The 17504-nt window shown below is 47.3% G+C and carries 16 protein-coding genes; 3 read left to right on the plus strand and 13 right to left on the minus strand.

Annotation, left to right across the window (positions count from 1 at the left end):
* Nucleotides 1-18 precede the first annotated feature (18 nt).
* From BLA28_RS15650 to BLA28_RS15660, 3 genes are all read right to left on the minus strand, one after another.
* The gene (locus BLA28_RS15650) at nt 19-1335 is read right to left on the minus strand and encodes an ABC transporter substrate-binding protein (protein WP_069431126.1); all 1317 of its coding nucleotides are present in this window, start codon (nt 1333-1335) and stop codon (nt 19-21) included.
* A gap of 529 nt (nt 1336-1864) precedes the next feature.
* Nucleotides 1865-2512, minus strand: a complete 648-nt coding sequence (locus tag BLA28_RS15655) for a hypothetical protein (protein ID WP_141702949.1) — start codon at nt 2510-2512, stop codon at nt 1865-1867.
* A gap of 42 nt (nt 2513-2554) precedes the next feature.
* Entirely contained in the window at nt 2555-3181 is a 627-nt protein-coding gene (locus tag BLA28_RS15660) for a DUF4317 family protein (protein WP_044962947.1), read from the minus strand.
* Nucleotides 3182-3391: 210 nt separating this feature from the next.
* Here BLA28_RS15660 and BLA28_RS15665 point away from each other — a divergent pair, with 210 nt between their 5' ends.
* The 3 genes from BLA28_RS15665 to BLA28_RS15675 are packed head-to-tail and all read left to right on the plus strand — an operon-like array spanning nt 3392 to nt 4346.
* A complete protein-coding gene (locus BLA28_RS15665; protein ID WP_069158113.1) occupies nt 3392-3808 on the plus strand; it encodes a hypothetical protein in 417 nt (138 codons plus the stop codon).
* A gap of 53 nt (nt 3809-3861) precedes the next feature.
* Entirely contained in the window at nt 3862-4152 is a 291-nt protein-coding gene (locus BLA28_RS15670; RefSeq protein WP_069152574.1) for a hypothetical protein, read from the plus strand.
* Between the two features lie 2 nt (nt 4153-4154).
* Nucleotides 4155-4346 (plus strand): helix-turn-helix transcriptional regulator, encoded by a 192-nt coding sequence (locus BLA28_RS15675; RefSeq protein ID WP_141702968.1) that lies wholly within the window; start codon nt 4155-4157, stop codon nt 4344-4346.
* Nucleotides 4347-4436: 90 nt separating this feature from the next.
* Here the strand turns inward: BLA28_RS15675 and BLA28_RS15680 are convergent, their stop codons facing one another.
* The 10 genes from BLA28_RS15680 to BLA28_RS15725 all read right to left on the minus strand — a co-directional run bounded on the left by BLA28_RS15680 (nt 4437) and on the right by BLA28_RS15725 (nt 17480).
* Complete coding sequence (locus tag BLA28_RS15680) at nt 4437-4919, minus strand: HAD family hydrolase (RefSeq protein ID WP_069158115.1); 483 nt, start codon at nt 4917-4919, stop codon at nt 4437-4439.
* A 112-nt stretch (nt 4920-5031) separates the two neighbouring features.
* Nucleotides 5032-5946: a homoserine O-acetyltransferase MetA gene (gene metA / locus BLA28_RS15685; RefSeq protein ID WP_009252500.1), complete on the minus strand. Its 915-nt coding sequence runs from the start codon at nt 5944-5946 to the stop codon at nt 5032-5034.
* 3 nt (nt 5947-5949) lie between these two features.
* A complete protein-coding gene (ligA, locus tag BLA28_RS15690) occupies nt 5950-7914 on the minus strand; it encodes an NAD-dependent DNA ligase LigA (RefSeq protein WP_069152576.1) in 1965 nt (654 codons plus the stop codon).
* Between the two features lie 40 nt (nt 7915-7954).
* On the minus strand, nt 7955-8677 hold the full coding sequence (locus tag BLA28_RS15695) for a pseudouridine synthase (protein WP_009252498.1): 723 nt from the start codon (nt 8675-8677) through the stop codon (nt 7955-7957).
* A gap of 109 nt (nt 8678-8786) precedes the next feature.
* Nucleotides 8787-9272 (minus strand): superoxide dismutase family protein, encoded by a 486-nt coding sequence (locus BLA28_RS15700; RefSeq protein ID WP_044962946.1) that lies wholly within the window; start codon nt 9270-9272, stop codon nt 8787-8789.
* A 132-nt stretch (nt 9273-9404) separates the two neighbouring features.
* Nucleotides 9405-10982: a DEAD/DEAH box helicase gene (locus BLA28_RS15705; RefSeq protein ID WP_069158116.1), complete on the minus strand. Its 1578-nt coding sequence runs from the start codon at nt 10980-10982 to the stop codon at nt 9405-9407.
* A 176-nt stretch (nt 10983-11158) separates the two neighbouring features.
* Nucleotides 11159-12865 (minus strand): NADH-dependent [FeFe] hydrogenase, group A6, encoded by a 1707-nt coding sequence (locus BLA28_RS15710; protein ID WP_069158117.1) that lies wholly within the window; start codon nt 12863-12865, stop codon nt 11159-11161.
* Complete coding sequence (locus tag BLA28_RS15715; RefSeq protein ID WP_044962750.1) at nt 12859-14709, minus strand: NAD(P)-binding protein; 1851 nt, start codon at nt 14707-14709, stop codon at nt 12859-12861. Before BLA28_RS15715 ends, BLA28_RS15710 begins: the two co-directional genes overlap by 7 nt.
* 435 nt (nt 14710-15144) lie before the next feature.
* Complete coding sequence (locus BLA28_RS15720) at nt 15145-17061, minus strand: M56 family metallopeptidase (protein WP_069158118.1); 1917 nt, start codon at nt 17059-17061, stop codon at nt 15145-15147.
* 41 nt (nt 17062-17102) lie between these two features.
* A complete protein-coding gene (locus BLA28_RS15725) occupies nt 17103-17480 on the minus strand; it encodes a BlaI/MecI/CopY family transcriptional regulator (protein ID WP_044962744.1) in 378 nt (125 codons plus the stop codon).
* Between the last annotated feature and the right edge of the window lie 24 nt (nt 17481-17504).

Raw genomic sequence — 17504 nt, forward strand, 5'->3', positions numbered from 1 at the left:
TCTCTCTGTTTAACTATTTCAGCCTTCTTTAGCAGCTTCATACAAATCCTGATAGTTCTCAAGCAGATATTCAATTACCGCATCCTGACCTTTTTCACTGGGGTCATCAAAAAGCATATTGCTGGCGTTTCCGAAAATCGGCCACATACCGGACGGCATATACTGTCTGTCCCAAAGGTTCTCATAGAAAATATCGCAGTCCGCACATTTTTCTTTCATTTCCTGGAATACTTTCAGGCCATAACCATCATCAATATCCATGGTGGATTTCAGACAGCTGATTTTGCCTGTTGCGGCGTTCATTTCTTTCGCCACCTCCGGACGTGCCATATACTCTAAGAAAAGTTTGGCGGCATCAGCATTCTTTGTGTCTTTCCAAATACCAAAGGCATCTCCTTCTCCAATACCAACATGCTCTTTACCGCCTTCTTTTGATGCAAAAGAGGGAAGGAAAATAAAGTTGGCATCCGGATTAAGAGTGAGGCAGGTAAGCATTACGGAAGGGTCATTTCCCAAACAGAACGCGCCCTTTCCGGCTGCGAAACGTTCGGTCAGGTCAGTATCCACCAGTGTGAGGATATCATCGAAGTAATAACCGGATTCAATCCAGCCTGCCATATACTTAATCAGTGAAGCCTTGTAATCCTGCCAGTCAAAAGAACCGTCCAGCATAGCCGCAGAATCCTGGAACATTTCTCCTTCATAGCTTACAAAGGTTCCCGCATAGTTTGCAAGGAGTCCGGGATTGGAAAGCACACAGATAGGGGTAGTTCCGCTCGCTTTCACCTTCTCACATGCCTCTGTGAAATCATCCCATGTATGGATGGTATAAGGATCCACTCCTGCCGCGTCACAAACATCCGTATTTACCAATGTTCCGTTAATCAGTTCGGAAATCATCAGGACATAAATCGCTCCGTCATCATCCTGGATAACGCCCAGCGCGGAATCATCATAATCCGAAACCCAGGGCTGATCCTGCAGATTCATCAGGTATTCCTTATAACGCAGGATGGACCATCCATGTGTCTGGAATACATCGGGAAGCTCATTTGCCGCCATACGTGTTTTTAAGGTGTTTTCATAATCCGTACCATACTCGGCTACATTAACCGTACATCCATACTCTTCTTCAAACTTGTCTACCAGGCCCTGGAACGTGGTCGCCTGATCACCGGTGTAAGTAACCGCAACCTCCAGCGTACTTCCGCTGATATCCGTACCTTCCGCCGCAGCGCCTTCTGCGTCATCCGCAGGTGCCGCTTCAGGAGAAGCGGATTCCTTAGCCGGTTCGGAGGCAGCAGGTGCATCAGTTTTTACCCCCCCCCCCCACATGCTGTAAGCGACAGAACCATAGCTGCTGACAATAATACAGCTCCCAGTCTCTTCATAACCAGTTTCCTCCTTTACTTTGTTGAATTAACAGTTTCTTTTTGAGTTTACTTACTTTTCGTATCTTCTTTATTGCATATTTGTTGTATCTATATCGCTTGTCCGCCTTCTTTTTGAATGTCTGTACAGCAAATATTTCAACCATTATTTCTTTTGTTCGGTCAATAAAAATAATCATTTTGACTATATGATAGCGCTATCACTTTTGTCGAAGCTGTTATTTATGCACTTATTATATATTGTTATCCGGTGTTTTTCAATGTTTATTATTTAATTTGTACAAAATATATGTACTAAGTGCTTTTAGTACATTTTTTCTGTAGTTATAAAAAAGATGTCTACAAGACATAACTGTATTATTAAATAGTACCGCTATAGAGATTCTTTCTGCATTTTTCGGAAAAGTCTTTTGTACAGCAAAAGACGGCTGTGGGGAAACAGCCGTCTCTTCGAACAACATTATGATATTTGCTTACTCCGTCTTCAATACATAAGAGGCCTCACCGCTGAATCCTCTTTCTTCCAGCTTTTCATCCTTCCATACCGCTGTAATCTCATATATTTTATCCGGCTTTACTTCTATGAAGAAGGCTTCCTCATAGACCTCTTCATAATTCGGCTTTGCCTCAACATTTCCTTCATCGGCAGCATCCCATTCACTGACCAGAATGCTGTCGGGTGACGCTTCACTTGAAACAAGATAAGACACAAAATCAATCCCGTTATAATCCGGCAGTTTCACTTTTTCCTCACCGCCCGCCCCTTTATCCAGAGGATGGACGCCGCAGGCCACCATACTTGTCGTTTCCCCATTGTCCAGATAGCTCCATGAATAATTTCCGGACTGCAGTTCAATCCGGTTCATCGTGCTGGATAAGGCATCGGACAGGTAAAGCTTCGGCGCGCTTGTAAGGAAAGGAATCTCCTCTTCCTCCGTTTCCTGCAAAGAGGTTTCTGCAGGAATACTTTCTTCCTCCGTGCCAGAAACTGTTTCCATCGTGCCTGTTTCTGTTGTTTCCATCGCATCTGTCTCTGTTACTTCCGGTATTTCCTTACGGCCACAAGCCATGAGAGTCAGCATAAATACGAATACAATAATAATAGAAACATATTTTTTCATAACAAACCTCCCGGGAAAATCCCTTTTCATACCTCATCCTTTTTACCGGCTTATCCCTAAAATCTTTAATATTTCCTCATGCGGCCGATCCGTATCCGCCTGAAAAACAGCTATATGGTCTAAGTCCCTGCTTCTGTCCGTAAACGCCGGAAACAAAAATCCACACTCCGGATCCCCCGGCTCATATTCTCCCTCCAACGGACAAATGGCACAAATCATATATTCAAAAACCTCCTCCGACTCCCACAGCCCCACTTTATCAGCGGCCTTCAAAGGGATATCATAACGGCCGTGGAAAACCAGAATGGCATACTCCGAATCTGAACGATAGCTTTCCATCACAATATCATAAAATGTATCCATCAGGGCATCATTTTTCAGACCGCACTCATTCATTGTCATGAGCAGCTGCCACATGCTCCCCGGCTTCTGCATACTCTGGGGTATTTCGTATTTCTTAAGGTTTACATTTGTTTCTGAATAGGGAATCGCCTTCGCCAGCTTCAGCTTTTTCGTTTTTTCCGCTGCGGACAGCTTCAGGAAGTTCGTGTTGAAGCTCCCCTCAAAGTCACCATCCTTATCTATATAGCATCCGGCTATTCTTGAAAAAGATGTCCGGGCAAGGGTCATCCGCCTGGTCAGTTCCAGCATGTCTTCTCTGTTTATCATGTTATGTATTCCTTCTCTGCTATTTTTATGTACAGCCGCAGGCATGTGCTTTACTTCATTATACCTCACAGAGTATGCAGGCGGCAACATCTTCTGCCTGACGGCTATGAAAACATGGAAGAATAAAGTATAATCAAAAAGACTTGTTTGAAAAAACAGAGGATTACCCGTGAATAGAATGGATACAAATAGCGAAAGGTGGCAGGCATAATGAAAAAAATTTTTACTTCTATTTTGATACTGGTATCAGTAGTTTCCTTTTCCGCCTGTAATTTTACGAAATTTGACGGCAGCCGTACAGGAAATGAAAGCCAGCTTATTATGCAGTATGATGTATTGAATATGACAGATTCCCAGAAATTGAAATTGGCGGCGGGTGATATTCTCCGTTTTGATGTTGTCAGCCAGTCGGGAAGTGTTGATATTCAGCTTCAAAAAGGCGAGGAAGATCCGATATATAAAGGCACCGATATTCCAACCTCAGCCTTTCAGGTAGTCATACAGGATGATGGCACCTATACTGTTGCTGTGACAGGGAAAAGGGCAAAAGGAAGTGTGTCTGTTATTAAGGAAGATGCCGAAGACAGCACCGCCGGGGCTGATGAACCGGTGAGCGAAATGGAATAAGGAGAATGCATCAGCCAGAGCCTTAAACTACAAAAAATAGAAATGAGTATTTTATGGACAATTTAATGTTAATTTGCTTTGGTATTTTTCTTCTTGCGCTCATTGTGCTGGATATCGTGATGATTATTTCTCTGCTGAAACCGGGTGATGAGAGAAAACAATTAATAGTCTGGAAAGCCAGCGCCTTTACTCTCCTTGTTGCCGTATTTGGTCTTGTGATTGATATAATTGAGGCTATTGTCAAAGTGGAAGCTATGGTAATAAATCCTTTTATAAAGCTCAGTGTTATTGCAATGATTTACTGCATATCTCTTCTGGCTTTCAAGAAAAAGCATGGTGATTGATGATGAGAAACATAATCAGGGAAAAAAGAAAAGAACGCGGATTATCACAAGAAGAATTAGCAAAAAAATGCGGGGTTTCCAGACAAACCGTTAATGCTATCGAAAATGATAAATATGATCCGACTTTGGCTTTGGCATTCAGTTTAGCGAAAGAATTAAGGACAACAGTTGATGAACTTTTTATTTCGTTATAAGGTAGTGTAAGCTATTTTAGCCACATATCAGAAGAAGCAACAGACTAAGCGAAACTTTATATTTCATGCCTTTATAGTTTCTCAATCGGCTCATTTTGTATCTTGTAATTCTGAAATCTGATCTGGCAAATGATCAATACCTTTAAATTCAGCAACAGCAATTGAATGAATTTGTTGTCTGATTATCTCACGGACATGATATATGCACATTTGCGTTTTACCGCCAATACTTTTACAATCATCTTCAATAAGGATATCCGGTTTTACCTGTTCAATAATTTCACTATAAGTTTGATCCTTGCCGCGATAATATAATTTAGTGCCACAAAAACCATTCTTTTTCAATATATCGGCAATTATTGCTACTTGCTTTTCTTTTCGTGAAGTACAATACACAATTTCTGCACCTTGCTCGTTCCATTTATTGATTAAATCCACACAGTTTCCAATTGGTTTATATGTTGAATAGTCATAGATATGCATCAGCGAGGTATGCATAATTAATGTACCTTCTGTAAAAATCATTATTGTTATATTTGAATTCGCTTTATCTGATAATTTAACATAAGGCATGTTTTTGACTCACCTTCCTGTTTTAAATCAACATCTTCCGTATAAAAACACTGCAAAAGCAGATTCTTTCCTGTTCTGCAGTGTTTTTCAAAAACAAGGTATCATATTTCCCTCAAATTTCACCCAGATCATATGGCGTTGCCTGGTATACATAGTAGTTCAGCCAGTTAGTATACAAATCATTACAATGGGATCTCCAAAGCATAGTCGGACGCTGTGTACAATCGTCCTCCGGATAATAATTGAGCGGAACCTGAATAGGCAGATTCTTCTCTTTATCACGCATATATTCATTATGGAGCGTATATCTGTCATATTCCGGATGCCCCATTACGAAAATCTGCCGGCCCTCTCCGGCCATGGCGAGAAGCACGCCGGCCTCCTCCGATTCCGCCATAACCAGCAATTCCCTGCAGGCATGGATTTCTTCGGCGGGCACAGTGGTATGCCGGCTGTGCGGTATGTAAAAATAATCGTCAAAGCCCCTTACCAGCGGGACCCTCCGATTGGATACCTTATGGGAAAATACACCGAAAAGCTTTTCCGGAAGCAGGACCTTATTTAACCCGAAATGATAGTAAAGGCCCGCCTGGGCTCCCCAGCATATATGGAAGGTGCTGGTGACATGGCTCTTGGACCATTCCATGATTTCGCAGAGCTCCGGCCAGTAATCCACCTCTTCAAAGGGGATCTGTTCCACGGGCGCCCCTGTGATTATAAGGCCGTCATACTTATGCGATTTCAATTCATTAAAGGTATTATAAAATTTATTCAGATGCGTGGGCGAGGTATTCAGCGAGGTATGGCTGTTCATCTTCATGAAAGTCACATCAACCTGCAGAGGCGTATTCGACAGAGAGCGCAGGAGCTGAAGCTCCGTATCCTGCTTCACAGGCATCAGATTAAGGATGCAGATTTGAAGAGGGCGCATATCCTGATGCTGCGCCCTGTATTCATCCATGACAAAAATGTTCTCATCTTCCAGTATCGCCCTTGCAGGCAGATCACTTTGTACTTTAATTGGCATCCCTTATACCTCCATATCCAGATATTGTCTCATAAAATCTTCTTCCGTAACGATAGGAACCTCCAGTTCCTTTGCCTTTTTATTCTTGGAGGAATTGGACGCGATGTCGTTGTTAATCAGGCATGTGGTTTTGCCGGTAACGCTTCCTGTCACCTTTCCTCCTCTGCTTTCAATCAGCTCCTTCAATGCGCTTCTGCCGTCAAAATGCTCCAGGCTTCCGGTTACTACAAAAACCTTTCCCTGCAGGGTCAGCGCCGATTCGTCCACTTCTATCTGCTCTATCTCAAGCTCCTTCAGAAGCTTTTTCATATTTTCCCTGTTTGTTTCAGACTGCCAGTAATCATGGAAGGTTCCCGCAATCACTCCCCCGATGCCGTCAATCAGACTCAGTTCTTCCACATCGGCCTCCATCATGCGTTCCAAATCATCATGATATTCCCGGCAGAGCATTTTGGCATTCGCGAGGCCGATATTAGCTATTCCGAGACCGTAAATCACTCTGGGCAGCGTGGTTTTTCTTGCTCTTTCCAGGCTTTCCATGAGATTCCGGAAGGATTTTTCCCCGAACCCTTCCATTTCAATGATCTCTTCCTCATATTTCCCCAGATGGAACAAATCCGCAAACGTATGAAGATATCCTCTTCCCAGGAATTTCTCCAAGGTAGCCTCCGACAGCCCGTCAATATTCATGGCGTCGCGGCTCACAAAAAGTGTAAAAGCCTTCAGCTTTTTGGCATCACAGTCCGGATTGGTACAGTACAGAGACTGTACGTCATTCACCTGCTCTATCTTCGTTGCCCCTCCGCACACCGGGCAGGTATCCGGTATGGGCAGCGTATCGCTGCCGGTGAGGTTTTCCGCAATCTGCGGGATTATCATATTGGCCTTATAAACGGTTATACGGTCACCGATTCCCAGCTTCAGTCCTCTGACAATACTGATATTATGGACACTGGCACGGCTCACCGTTGTTCCCTCCAGCTCCACCGGGTCAAAGATGGCAACCGGATTAATGAGTCCCGTCCTGCTCGCGCTCCACTCTATCTCACGCAGCGTGGTTTCTGCCGTTTCATCCGCCCACTTAAACGCGATGGAATCCCTGGGGAATTTAGCTGTCCGTCCCAGGGAAAGGCCATAGGCGATATCATCATAAATCAATACCAGACCATCCGAAGGAACCGAATAGCCTGCCACCTTATTTTCAAACTCTTCCACAGCGGACAGAATGGTATCGCTGTCCACTTCTTTAAATTCCACAACCTCAAAGCCCAGCTTCTGCAGAAATAAGAACTGTTCCTTTCGGGAATTCTGAAAATCCACATCGTCCGCCTTTACAAGCGCAAATGCAAAAAAGCGGACATTTCTCTGTGCGGTAATCTCATTATTCAGCTGTCTCACCGAACCGGAGCAAAGGTTCCTCGGATTTTTGTATCTGGCATCGGCATCCTCAATCTGTTCATTTATTTTCCGGAAATCCTCATATGTGATAACCGCTTCTCCGCGAAGCACCAGTTCTCCCTTAAAGGGTATGGACAGAGGGAGGTTCACAAACACTCTGGCATTTCCGGTAATCACTTCCCCGATTTCCCCGTTTCCTCTGGTTACCGCCTTAAACAGCTGTCCGTCCCTGTAGGTAAGTACAATTGTCAGGCCATCCAGCTTCCAGGAAAGCAGTCCCTTCTGTTCTCCCAGCCAGTCCCTCAGGTCTTCCCTGCTTTTCGTTTTTCCCAGGGAAAGCATGGGACTTTCATGCCGCTCCTTGGGCAGTTCGTCAACCGCCTCATAGCCAACGCTGACCGTGGGGCTTCCCGCCATAACAGTGCCTGTCTCTTCCTCCAGGGATACGAGTTCATCATACAGCTTATCATATTCATAATTGCTCATAATTTCCCTGTCCTGAGCATAATAAGCCCTGGACGCTTCATTTAATATTGCAATCAGTTCCTTCATTCTTGCAGTCTTATCCATCTCCTGCGAATCTCCTTTAATCTCCGTCTGTCACATTTTTTCAGGAATTCAGCTGCCCGTAGAGTTCATCCAATTCCTCTGCTGTCAGCAGACGGTAATTTCCCGGTTTCAGCTTCCCAATGGTAATATTGGCCACACGCACCCGTTTTATTCCCTGCGCGTCAAATCCCAGGGCCCGGCACATTCGCCTGATCTGTCTGTTCAATCCCTGGGTGAGTACGATCCGGAAAACAAATTTTCCTTCTTTTTCCACCTGGCAGGGACGGGTCTGTACATTGAGCTCTTTCAGAAAAACACCTTCCGCCATTTTCTGTAGAAAGGTATCTGTTATCGGCTTATTCACCCTTACCAGATATTCTTTTTCATGGTAATTGGCAGCCCTCATCAGGCCATTGATCAAATCACCGTCATTTGTAAGGAGAAGAAGTCCTTCCGAATCCTTGTCCAGCCTTCCCGCATAGGTAACCCGGATAGGATAATCAATGGCATCACGTATGGTCTTTTCCGCATATTTATCTTTTTCCGTACAGGTAACTCCCACCGGCTTATAATAAGCAAGGACGACCTTTCTGTCCTTTTTATCCAGCGGACGGCCGTCCACCGTTATGTCATCCATCTCGGAAATACGCATTCCCATCTGCGCGGGGACGCCGTTTACAATAACCCTTCCCGCTTCTATCATCCGATCCGCCTCTCTGCGGGAACAAATCCCGCAGTCGGCCAGATATTTATTTAAACGTTCTTCCTTTTTACTATCGTTCATATTTTCCTCATTTCGTATTCATTGAAAACAGGCGCATGATACCCGCTGCCTGCGGCGGGGTATTTGACTTGTATTATACACTACCTTTTTTTCCCATGCAAATAAATCCTCAACGGATAGTTCCGCAGGCCATCTTTTCCCCGGAATCACCGGAAGGCTGGGATCGGTAATCATCGGCCATGGAATGTATAATCACCGTTTTCCCCTTCACCTGTTCGGGTGTAAAGCGTTCCGTATAAAATGCCGTCCAGGCCCTGCCCCTGTTTCCTTCCAGCACAGGCATATCACCTGCATGGGCAGGATGGGGACAGTTATCCGGATTATAATGCGTTCCGGCATCCGCAAAGGGATCCGTATCATTCCCGGTGCATGCCGCTCCTTCATGGATATGAAATCCATAAAATTTCCCGCCGCAGGGTTCACCCGTATCCGGCAGCCCGGAAATATCCACCATCACAATTGTCCCATCCATTAAATCATAAAAGGTAACAAGCCCCTGCACATCCGGATAATGTTCCGATCCTTTCACATGGGCAAAGGCTTTCGGCTGATTTGCCAGAAATCTGAGAATTCCATCTGTCATTAATTGTAGCATAAGTTTCCTCCATAAACAAAAACTCTTTTTAAAAGGTATTCCGTCCCGGTTCCTGTTTATGAAAGATATCTTAAAAAAAATAAGCTGCCGTCAGGCTATTTCCCGATGGCAGCTTTCCCATTACCCATATAATTAACCGATACGTCTGTCTTTTTCCCTGCGGGCTCCGCCTTCTGCCTGACGGCGGCCGGAACTGTAATTGTGTCCGCTTCTGCCGTCTTTTCCGGAAGCCGTATCACGGTATCTGCGTCTCTCACCGCCTCTGTCATCAGAAAAACGCTGACGCTTGCCATCGGAGCTTCCCGCACCTCTGCTTCTGTTCCTTCCGTCTCTGTCCTGACGTCCATTACTGAAGTCACGGCTGCCCCTGGAATAGCTTCTTCTTCTTTCGGGAACCATCTCCGGTATTTCCTGAGGCTCTTCACCCATCTGAAGCTTCAGGAATGCCGCTGCCAGCTCTGCAGCGCTGTACTCGCTGTCTTCCAACTTTCTTTCCACCATTTCGGTCAGGTTCTTAAAGGAATCCCCTTCCAGAAGATCGAAGGCTGCACGAAGCGCTCTTTCCGCCTTTATGGAAACAATATCTGCCGCAGACGGAACTTTTCTTTCCTGAATCGTGGTCTTACAGCTTTTTTCGATATCTCTGAGGCGGTACATTTCCCGGTTGGAAACGAAGGTAAAGGAACGTCCTTCTCTTCCCGCTCTTCCGGTACGTCCGATACGATGCACATAATATTCAATATCCTGAGGGAGGTCATAATTAAATACCGCTTCCACATCATCCACATCAATACCCCTTGCCGCCACATCCGTAGCGATCAGGATCTGCAGGTTGCCGCTGCGGAAACGATTCATCACCGTATCCCTCTGGTTCTGGGAAAGATCACCATGCAGGCCCTCTGCCGCATAGCCCTTACCCTTCAGTGTTTCGGAAAGTTCATCCACCATTCTCTTGGTATTGCAGAAAATAAGGGATCTCTGTATACTGTAATAATCCAGAAGGCGGCTTGTTACCTCCACCTTAATCTGACTGTTAACCCGGTAATAGTACTGCTTTACAAGCGGAATGGTCAGTTCCTGTCTGGTCATCTTCAAATAGGTTGCATCCTGCTGGTAGGTATCCGTAATTTCCAGAATAGGTTTGGGCATTGTCGCTGAGAATAATGCCGTCTGATGTTCAGAGGGAATCCCCTGAAGAATAGTCTCGATATCCTCACGGAAGCCCATGTTCAGCATTTCGTCCGCTTCATCCAGGACTACCATATTCACCTGATCCATCTTCAGTGTATGGCGGCGCATATGATCCATAACACGTCCCGGGGTCCCGACAATAATCTGGACACCGCTCTTTAATGCCTTAATCTGTCGGTTAATGTCCTGCCCTCCGTAAATAGGCAGAATCTTGACTCCATGCATATATTTGGCAAACCGGCGCATCTCATCCGCCGCCTGAATTGCAAGCTCCCTGGTAGGACACAGAACCACTGCCTGCAGGTTTCTGTTATCCGGATCTGTATTCTGTATAACAGGGATTCCGAAGGCCGCTGTCTTTCCGGTTCCTGTCTGTGCCTGGCCAATTACATCTTTTCTTTCCAATAATACGGGAATTGCCTGCTCCTGTATAGGTGTCATCTGTACAAAACCCATTTCCTCCACGGCACGAAGTATGCGGGAATCAATTGCTGCGTCTTGGTATCTCGTTATTTCCATTCAAAAATCCTTCCTTTATTTCAAGCTTTTCACACAAAAAGACAACACCCGTGGTACAAGGGTGTTGTCCTTTCCTTCTACGAATCCTTCTTATTATACTGTGTACTTTCCGACGCTGTCAAGTAATTTGAAAAAAAGAATATTTTCCAAATTTCCGCAGCGTCGTCAATTGCAGTTTATCCGTGGGTATGAAGCAGGTGATGAGACTTCTCTCCCAACGGTTTTTCCAGGTATTCTTCATAGAGCTTTATGATCTCAGGATTATCATGGGAAAAGCGCAGCGGCCTTTGGGAATCCAGCTTATATAGCTTCGGCCCTCTTACATCCGCCATTTCCACACCGTCGAGGATAGGCTGTCCGCCGCCTCCCACACAGCCTCCCGGACATGCCATCACTTCCACAAAATCATAATGTACAGCACCGGAGCGTATATCCTCCATCAAATCCCTGGCATTTTTAAGCCCGCTGACCGTACAGGTGCGGAGCTTCTTTCCTCCCAGGGTAAAGGAAGCTTCCTTCCGGCCTTCAAATCCTCTCACATCGGAAAAGGTGTCAGGCGGAGGATTCACTCCTTCCACACAATAGTAAGCAGTCCTGAGCGCCGCTTCCATAACGCCGCCGGTCACACCGAAAATCACGCCTGCTCCGGTACTCTCCCCCAGCGGGGAATCAAACGCTTCTTCCGTGAGCAGCGCCGGAGCGATATGCTCTGCCCGGACAAGTCTTGCGAATTCACGGGTTGTCAGAACAATATCCACATCTGCTCCCGCTCCCGCGCTGTACATATCCGGAAGTACGGCCTCCATCTTTTTGGAAACACAGGGCATGATGGAAATACTGCAGATCTTCTTCGGATCCACTCCCGTCTTCTCCGCAAAATAGCTCTTGGTAATTGCCCCGAACATCTGCTGGGGTGATTTGGCAGTGGAAAGATGATCCGCCATTTCCGGATACTGGGATTTCATGAACCTTACCCAGGCCGGACAGCAGGAGGTGAACATGGGCCATCTTTTTTCTTCCGGATCCGCCAGCCGGGCCAGCAGTTCATTGCCTTCTTCCATTATAGTGAGATCGGCGGAGAAATTGGTATCAAACACATAATCAAAACCTATTTTTTTCAGCGCGGCTACCATCCGGCCTTCCGTCGCCATATAGGCCGGCATATCCAGGGCCTCTCCCCAGGCGGCTCTCACTGCCGGCGCCACCTGCACTACCGTAATGGTTTCCGGATCAGCCAGCGCGCGGAAAATCTTTGACGTATCATCCCTTTCACGCAAAGCGCCTGTGGGACAATGGGTAATGCACTGACCGCAGATACTGCAGTCGGATTCCTCTATTATCCGGTTCTGTGATACATCCACCGTTGTCCTTGAGCCTGTATTCTGCACATCCCAGATATGCAGATCCTGTACTTTGTCGCATATCTGCACACAGCGCATGCATTTAATGCATTTGCCGAAATCTCGGATTAAAGGGAAATCCCGATTCCAGGGCATTTCCATAATTTCTTTTTTGTAAGGTATATCAATAATCCCTAGGTCATTGGACAACTTCTGCAGATTGCAGTTGCCGCTGCGCACGCAGGTGGCGCAGTTGCTGTTATGCTGGGAAAGAATCAGCTCCACATTGGTCCTTCTGACTGCCCGTGCCTTGGGAGAATTGGTATAGAGCACCATTCCTTCCTCCACAGGATTATTGCAGGCGGTTATCAGCTTGGTCTTTCCCTGCATCTCCACTACGCATACCTTACAGGCGCTGATTTCATTGATTCCTTCCAGATAGCACAGATGGGGAATCATAATTCCCACGGACGCCGCCGCTTTCATTATCGTAGTGCCTTCCGGCACGCTGATTTTTTTATTGTCTATTGTCAGTGTTACCATATTGCTGCGCGGCCTCCTTTCAGATTTCCATATCCGTAATGATCGCATCTGAGGCAGCGTCCCGCTTCCTGTGCGGCCTCTTCTTTTGTCATACAGCGTTCAATTTCCTCAAAATCGCACTTCCGTTCGCCGGTTTCCCGTTCTTCCATATTCACCCGGCCGCAGGGTTTCTTATCCGCATAGTTTACCTGCGGGATTTCCACATCGCAGGAAATCACATGATGGTAACCCAGATATTCATCGATATTGGCGGCAGCCACCTTGCCCGCTGCAATGGCACGGATTACCGTCGCCGGTCCCGTCACGCAGTCCCCGCCGGCAAAAATGCCGGGAATATCTTTAACGGAAGCCTCTTCCAGGGCTTCAATCGTTCCCCAGTGCACCGGAACGCCGGAATCCTCGAAATGCCGGGATTCAATACCCTGTCCTACCGCAACTATCACGATATCACACGGTATTCTTTTCAGTTCCACGTCAGCCTGTACCGGACGGGCGCGTCCCCAGGCATCAATCGGCCCGATTATCTGCGGCTGCACCCACAGGGCCGCCACATTTCCATCCTCGTCCGCTTCCACTCTCACGGGTGCTTTCAGGCTGTAAAGCTCCGCCCCTTCCGCTATTGCGCCTTCCACTTCTTCCGGAAGCGCCGTCATGTCATTCTGGCGTCTGCGGTAAGCGATCCCCACCGAGCTTGCGCCCAGCCGGAGCGCTGAACGGGTGCAGTCCATAGCGACATTGCCGCCGCCCACGACGATAACTCTTTTTCCTGTAAAATCAGGAGGATTGCCATCACCGATATTACGCAGCATTTCCACCGCTGAAATAACACCTTGCGCATCTTCTCCTTCCATTCCGATCTTCTTATCGGTATGGGCGCCTATGGCGATATAAACCGCATCGAAATCTTCCCGCAGACGGCTCAGAGGGATGTCATTCTCCCCATTCCCGATATTCGCATTCGTATGTACCTCCACGCCGGTGGACAAAATGGCTTCTATGTCCTCGTCCAGCCGTTCTCTCGGGAAACGGTAATTGGGAATCCCGTAACGCAGCATGCCGCCCAGCTGGCTCTTCTGTTCAAACACTACCGCATGATGGCCCATCAATTCCAGATAGTATGCCGCAGACAAGCCTCCGGGGCCTCCTCCTGCAATCGCAATTCTCTTTCCGGTAGACGGAGCCTTCGGCGGTACAGGCACGGTATTGGCCGGGGCATTATCTACAGCCATCCGCTTCAGCCCCCGTATATTTACGGAGCTGTCAATCATATTCCTGCGGCATCTGGCTTCACAGGGATGCTCACAGATCAGGGCGCATGCCGTAGGGAAAGGATTGTCCTTACGGATGAGGGAAACCGCATCCGCATATCTTTCTTCTCCCACCAGGGCAATATATCCCGGTATGTCCACACCGGCCGGGCAGAGCGCCACGCAGGGCACCGGCTGTGTGATGGAATAAGAGCATTTTCCATGCTCAATATGGTAAACATAATCATCTCTGCAGCCCTGAAGCCCTGCCAGAACCATGTGGGCAGCTTCAAAGCCAATCGCGCAGTCCGCGGAATCCGTAATATTATTCGCGGTTTCCTCAATAAGGGCCAGCGTATCCATAGTGGCTGTCCCGTCCAGAACCTGCTCCAGCAGATTCTGAAGCTGCAGGAGGCCTACACGGCAGGGTACGCATTTGCCGCAGGTCTGTGCATGACACAGCTTCAAAAAGGACAGCTGCAGATCGACCGGGCAAAGCCCCGGCGGGCTGGCAACAATATGACGTTCCAGATCCTTGTACAACCGTTCCACAGTTAACTGGGCCCGGTCAGGTGTACTGATTTTTAGTCGGCTCATTAAAATGTAACTTCCCCTTTCCTTCTCGTTTTCCATACTGTCTTCAGTCTTTTGGGAGAGCTTTTATCAATCCCATTATACCGATGCAGTCCGGACTGTTCCCCTCAGACAGTCCGGCCGCCTTGTATGCAGCCGGGGCAATAAAAAAAGCCGGCCGCATGACTGTTAAAATTATAACATATTTATCTTCATTCGACCAGCATTATTGAATAAAATTATCAATTATTTTTCCGTATTTTCATATATATTTTACAACTCACAATCTGAATGTATACATAGGCGTACCAATTGTGCCTATCGCATCTGCATGCATATTTGAAAATCATTCATTATAAACAAAACAGATCAGTAAAATACCGGCAGCATATAAATATACTCCGGTATTTCCTGATCTGCTTTTCAGTTTAATCCTAGTGTTTCTGGCCGAATGGAGCGCTAGTATAATACAAAGGGAATGGAGAGCACAATAGAATCACCGGCTTCCCCATCTTCATCTTCCAGTACGGCTGATTTGCTGATCATATAATTTCCGGGATCCAGCCCTTCGTAAATCACGCTCAAATCCATTTTCTGCTCTGTATTTCCTCCCGGCAGGATCACATTTAAAATATCATGCCAGCCTGTATTTTCCTTCATTGGAACAAGCCGGTATTCTCCTCCTTCTTCCCTGAGCAAATCATAAGGATCTCCAAAGGTCAGATTTTGATCCGACAGATTTTCTATTGTCATTATCAGTACCGGTTCCTTCACGGAATATACTTCTTTATCCAGTTCCATACGGACAGGCAGGTTATCCGTCTGTTCCGGTTCTGATTCTTCGCCTGTTTTTTCAGGCTCTCCATCCAGTTCCGCCTGCCCCGGAATTCTGTTTCCTTCCGAATCCAGCGTGTATATCTTTTCCTCTCCAGCCTCTATTGTAATCCCTCTCCCCATATACGAAGAAAGCAGTCTCTGCAATTCCATCATTTTATCTTTATCGGCAGAATATGCATACAGCGGGCCAAAAATGGCCTCCGCATCACTTCTGTCATAGGTGACACGGTATTCTTCCGCTCCCTTTTCCACTGCATAGCTGATTTTTCCGGCATTTTCTATGGAAGCAAAGAGCAGAACCGCATTGGAAAAGCTCCATTCCTTTCTTGGCATATCCGCATTTTCCCTGAGCCCGTACACCATAATCAGTTCGTATGGCTCCTGCGTCGTCTGCAATTCCATCTTCCGGTATTCCAGCGTCTCCGGAACCGGCAGCATACCAAACAGCGCCGCATCCCGGATGTGATCTCCTATATACGGATTCCTTTTGTCCGACAGCCCGGCCGCCAGCGCTTCTCCTTCCAGAGGCCCTGCCGTCATGCCGCCTTCTTCCTCCTGCGCTTCCCCCTCTTTGGCAGACGGCGAAGTAAGAAGCACCGCCCCTGCCCCCACAACCAGAAGCAGCGCTGCCGCACACAGCCATACGGATGGCTTTCGGAAGCTGAGGATATGGGAAATACGCTTTTTCGTATTGCTTTCCCCGAAAGCCGCAGGCAGCATATACCCCATACCATTATTACGAAGCCCCAGGCGCAGAAGGGTCTGCGCATATCCCGCGCGTTCCTGTGCATTCATATTTTTTAACACTCTGTCATCACAGGAGCGTTCCATGTCCTCCGTCATAAAACGAAAAAAAAGCCAAGCCAGAGGATTGAACCAGTGAAGCAGCACCGCCAGAAAACAGACCGGCTTTATCAGATAATCCCTGCGGCGGACATGCTGATATTCATGCGCCAGGACATGCTGTCTTTCTTCCTCCTTCATTCCGGCGGGCAGATAAATCACAGGCCGCAGAAGGCCCAGCAGAAAAGGGGAATCTATTTGAGGGCTTTCGTAAACACGGGCCTGTCCCTTTCCCGCAGGATACAGGACAACAGCCTCCGCCACCTGCTTTTTCAGCCGAAGGAAAGAACGGAACGTGAACGCAAGAAAAACAAGCATTCCCGCAATCCATACCGCCGCACAAAAACCGACCAGCAGCTTCCCATAATCCACCCCCATATTTCCTGCCGCAGCCGGGATTTTACGAATCACGCTGTCCGCAGGCAGTGCGGCGCTCACTCCTGCATAAACATTTACTCCGGCAGAAACAAAGGACTTATAGGTCACCGCATCCCCTCTGACAGGAATCAGGCTCACCGCGGATTCCCATGTGAAGGGGCACAGGAAACGCAGGAATACCATGAGCCACAGCGCATAAAAATACCCTGCGGGCACCTTCCTGAGCACAGCCCGAAGCAGCAGGACCACGCAGCCTGCAAAGGATGCGGCAAGCGTCATGTTTACAATCTTCGGCAGCATTTGAAGCATATCATACATAATCAGGACTCCTTTCCGGCTCTGCAAAAAAATCCGCTCTTTCAGCCCTTTTCATTCTCACCTGCGCTGGCGGCATCAATCAGCCGTTTTAACTCTTCTGCCTCCTGCCGGGTCAGTTTTTTATCCTGGAGAAAGGAGGCGACGAAAGCAGGAAGCGAATTACCGAAGCTTCTGTGCAGCAAATACTCACTCTCCTGTCTGCATACGGCATCCTTCTTAATCCGTGCGGTAACCGTGGCATTCTCATTCTTAAGGATCCCCTTCTCGCACAGCTTTCTCAGCACGGTATAGCTGGTAGCCTTTTTCCACCCCAGGCTCTCCTGGGCAAGCCGGATCAGCATCGTGGAGTTTATCGGCTCATTGTCCCAGACTAATTCTGCAAATCGGTATTCTCCATCCGGTATTCTCGGTATTTCCATGGGTTCCTCGCTTTCTGCGTCAGA

Source organism: Eisenbergiella tayi, assembly GCF_001881565.1.
Lineage (GTDB): Bacteria > Bacillota > Clostridia > Lachnospirales > Lachnospiraceae > Eisenbergiella > Eisenbergiella tayi.

Bases quoted from the DNA above. Each gene is read 5' to 3' on its own strand.
- BLA28_RS15650 (WP_069431126.1), bottom strand. From the start codon at position 1,335: ATGTGGGGGGGGGGGGTAAAAACTGATGCACCTGCTGCCTCCGAACCG.
- BLA28_RS15655 (WP_141702949.1), bottom strand. From the start codon at position 2,512: ATGAAAAAATATGTTTCTATTATTATTGTATTCGTATTTATGCTGACT.
- BLA28_RS15660 (WP_044962947.1), bottom strand. From the start codon at position 3,181: ATGATAAACAGAGAAGACATGCTGGAACTGACCAGGCGGATGACCCTT.
- BLA28_RS15665 (WP_069158113.1), top strand. From the start codon at position 3,392: ATGAAAAAAATTTTTACTTCTATTTTGATACTGGTATCAGTAGTTTCC.
- BLA28_RS15670 (WP_069152574.1), top strand. From the start codon at position 3,862: ATGGACAATTTAATGTTAATTTGCTTTGGTATTTTTCTTCTTGCGCTC.
- BLA28_RS15675 (WP_141702968.1), top strand. From the start codon at position 4,155: ATGAGAAACATAATCAGGGAAAAAAGAAAAGAACGCGGATTATCACAA.
- BLA28_RS15680 (WP_069158115.1), bottom strand. From the start codon at position 4,919: ATGCCTTATGTTAAATTATCAGATAAAGCGAATTCAAATATAACAATA.
- metA (WP_009252500.1), bottom strand. From the start codon at position 5,946: ATGCCAATTAAAGTACAAAGTGATCTGCCTGCAAGGGCGATACTGGAA.
- ligA (WP_069152576.1), bottom strand. From the start codon at position 7,914: ATGGATAAGACTGCAAGAATGAAGGAACTGATTGCAATATTAAATGAA.
- BLA28_RS15695 (WP_009252498.1), bottom strand. From the start codon at position 8,677: ATGAACGATAGTAAAAAGGAAGAACGTTTAAATAAATATCTGGCCGAC.
- BLA28_RS15700 (WP_044962946.1), bottom strand. From the start codon at position 9,272: ATGCTACAATTAATGACAGATGGAATTCTCAGATTTCTGGCAAATCAG.
- BLA28_RS15705 (WP_069158116.1), bottom strand. From the start codon at position 10,982: ATGGAAATAACGAGATACCAAGACGCAGCAATTGATTCCCGCATACTT.
- BLA28_RS15710 (WP_069158117.1), bottom strand. From the start codon at position 12,865: ATGGTAACACTGACAATAGACAATAAAAAAATCAGCGTGCCGGAAGGC.
- BLA28_RS15715 (WP_044962750.1), bottom strand. From the start codon at position 14,709: ATGAGCCGACTAAAAATCAGTACACCTGACCGGGCCCAGTTAACTGTG.
- BLA28_RS15720 (WP_069158118.1), bottom strand. From the start codon at position 17,061: ATGTATGATATGCTTCAAATGCTGCCGAAGATTGTAAACATGACGCTT.
- BLA28_RS15725 (WP_044962744.1), bottom strand. From the start codon at position 17,480: ATGGAAATACCGAGAATACCGGATGGAGAATACCGATTTGCAGAATTA.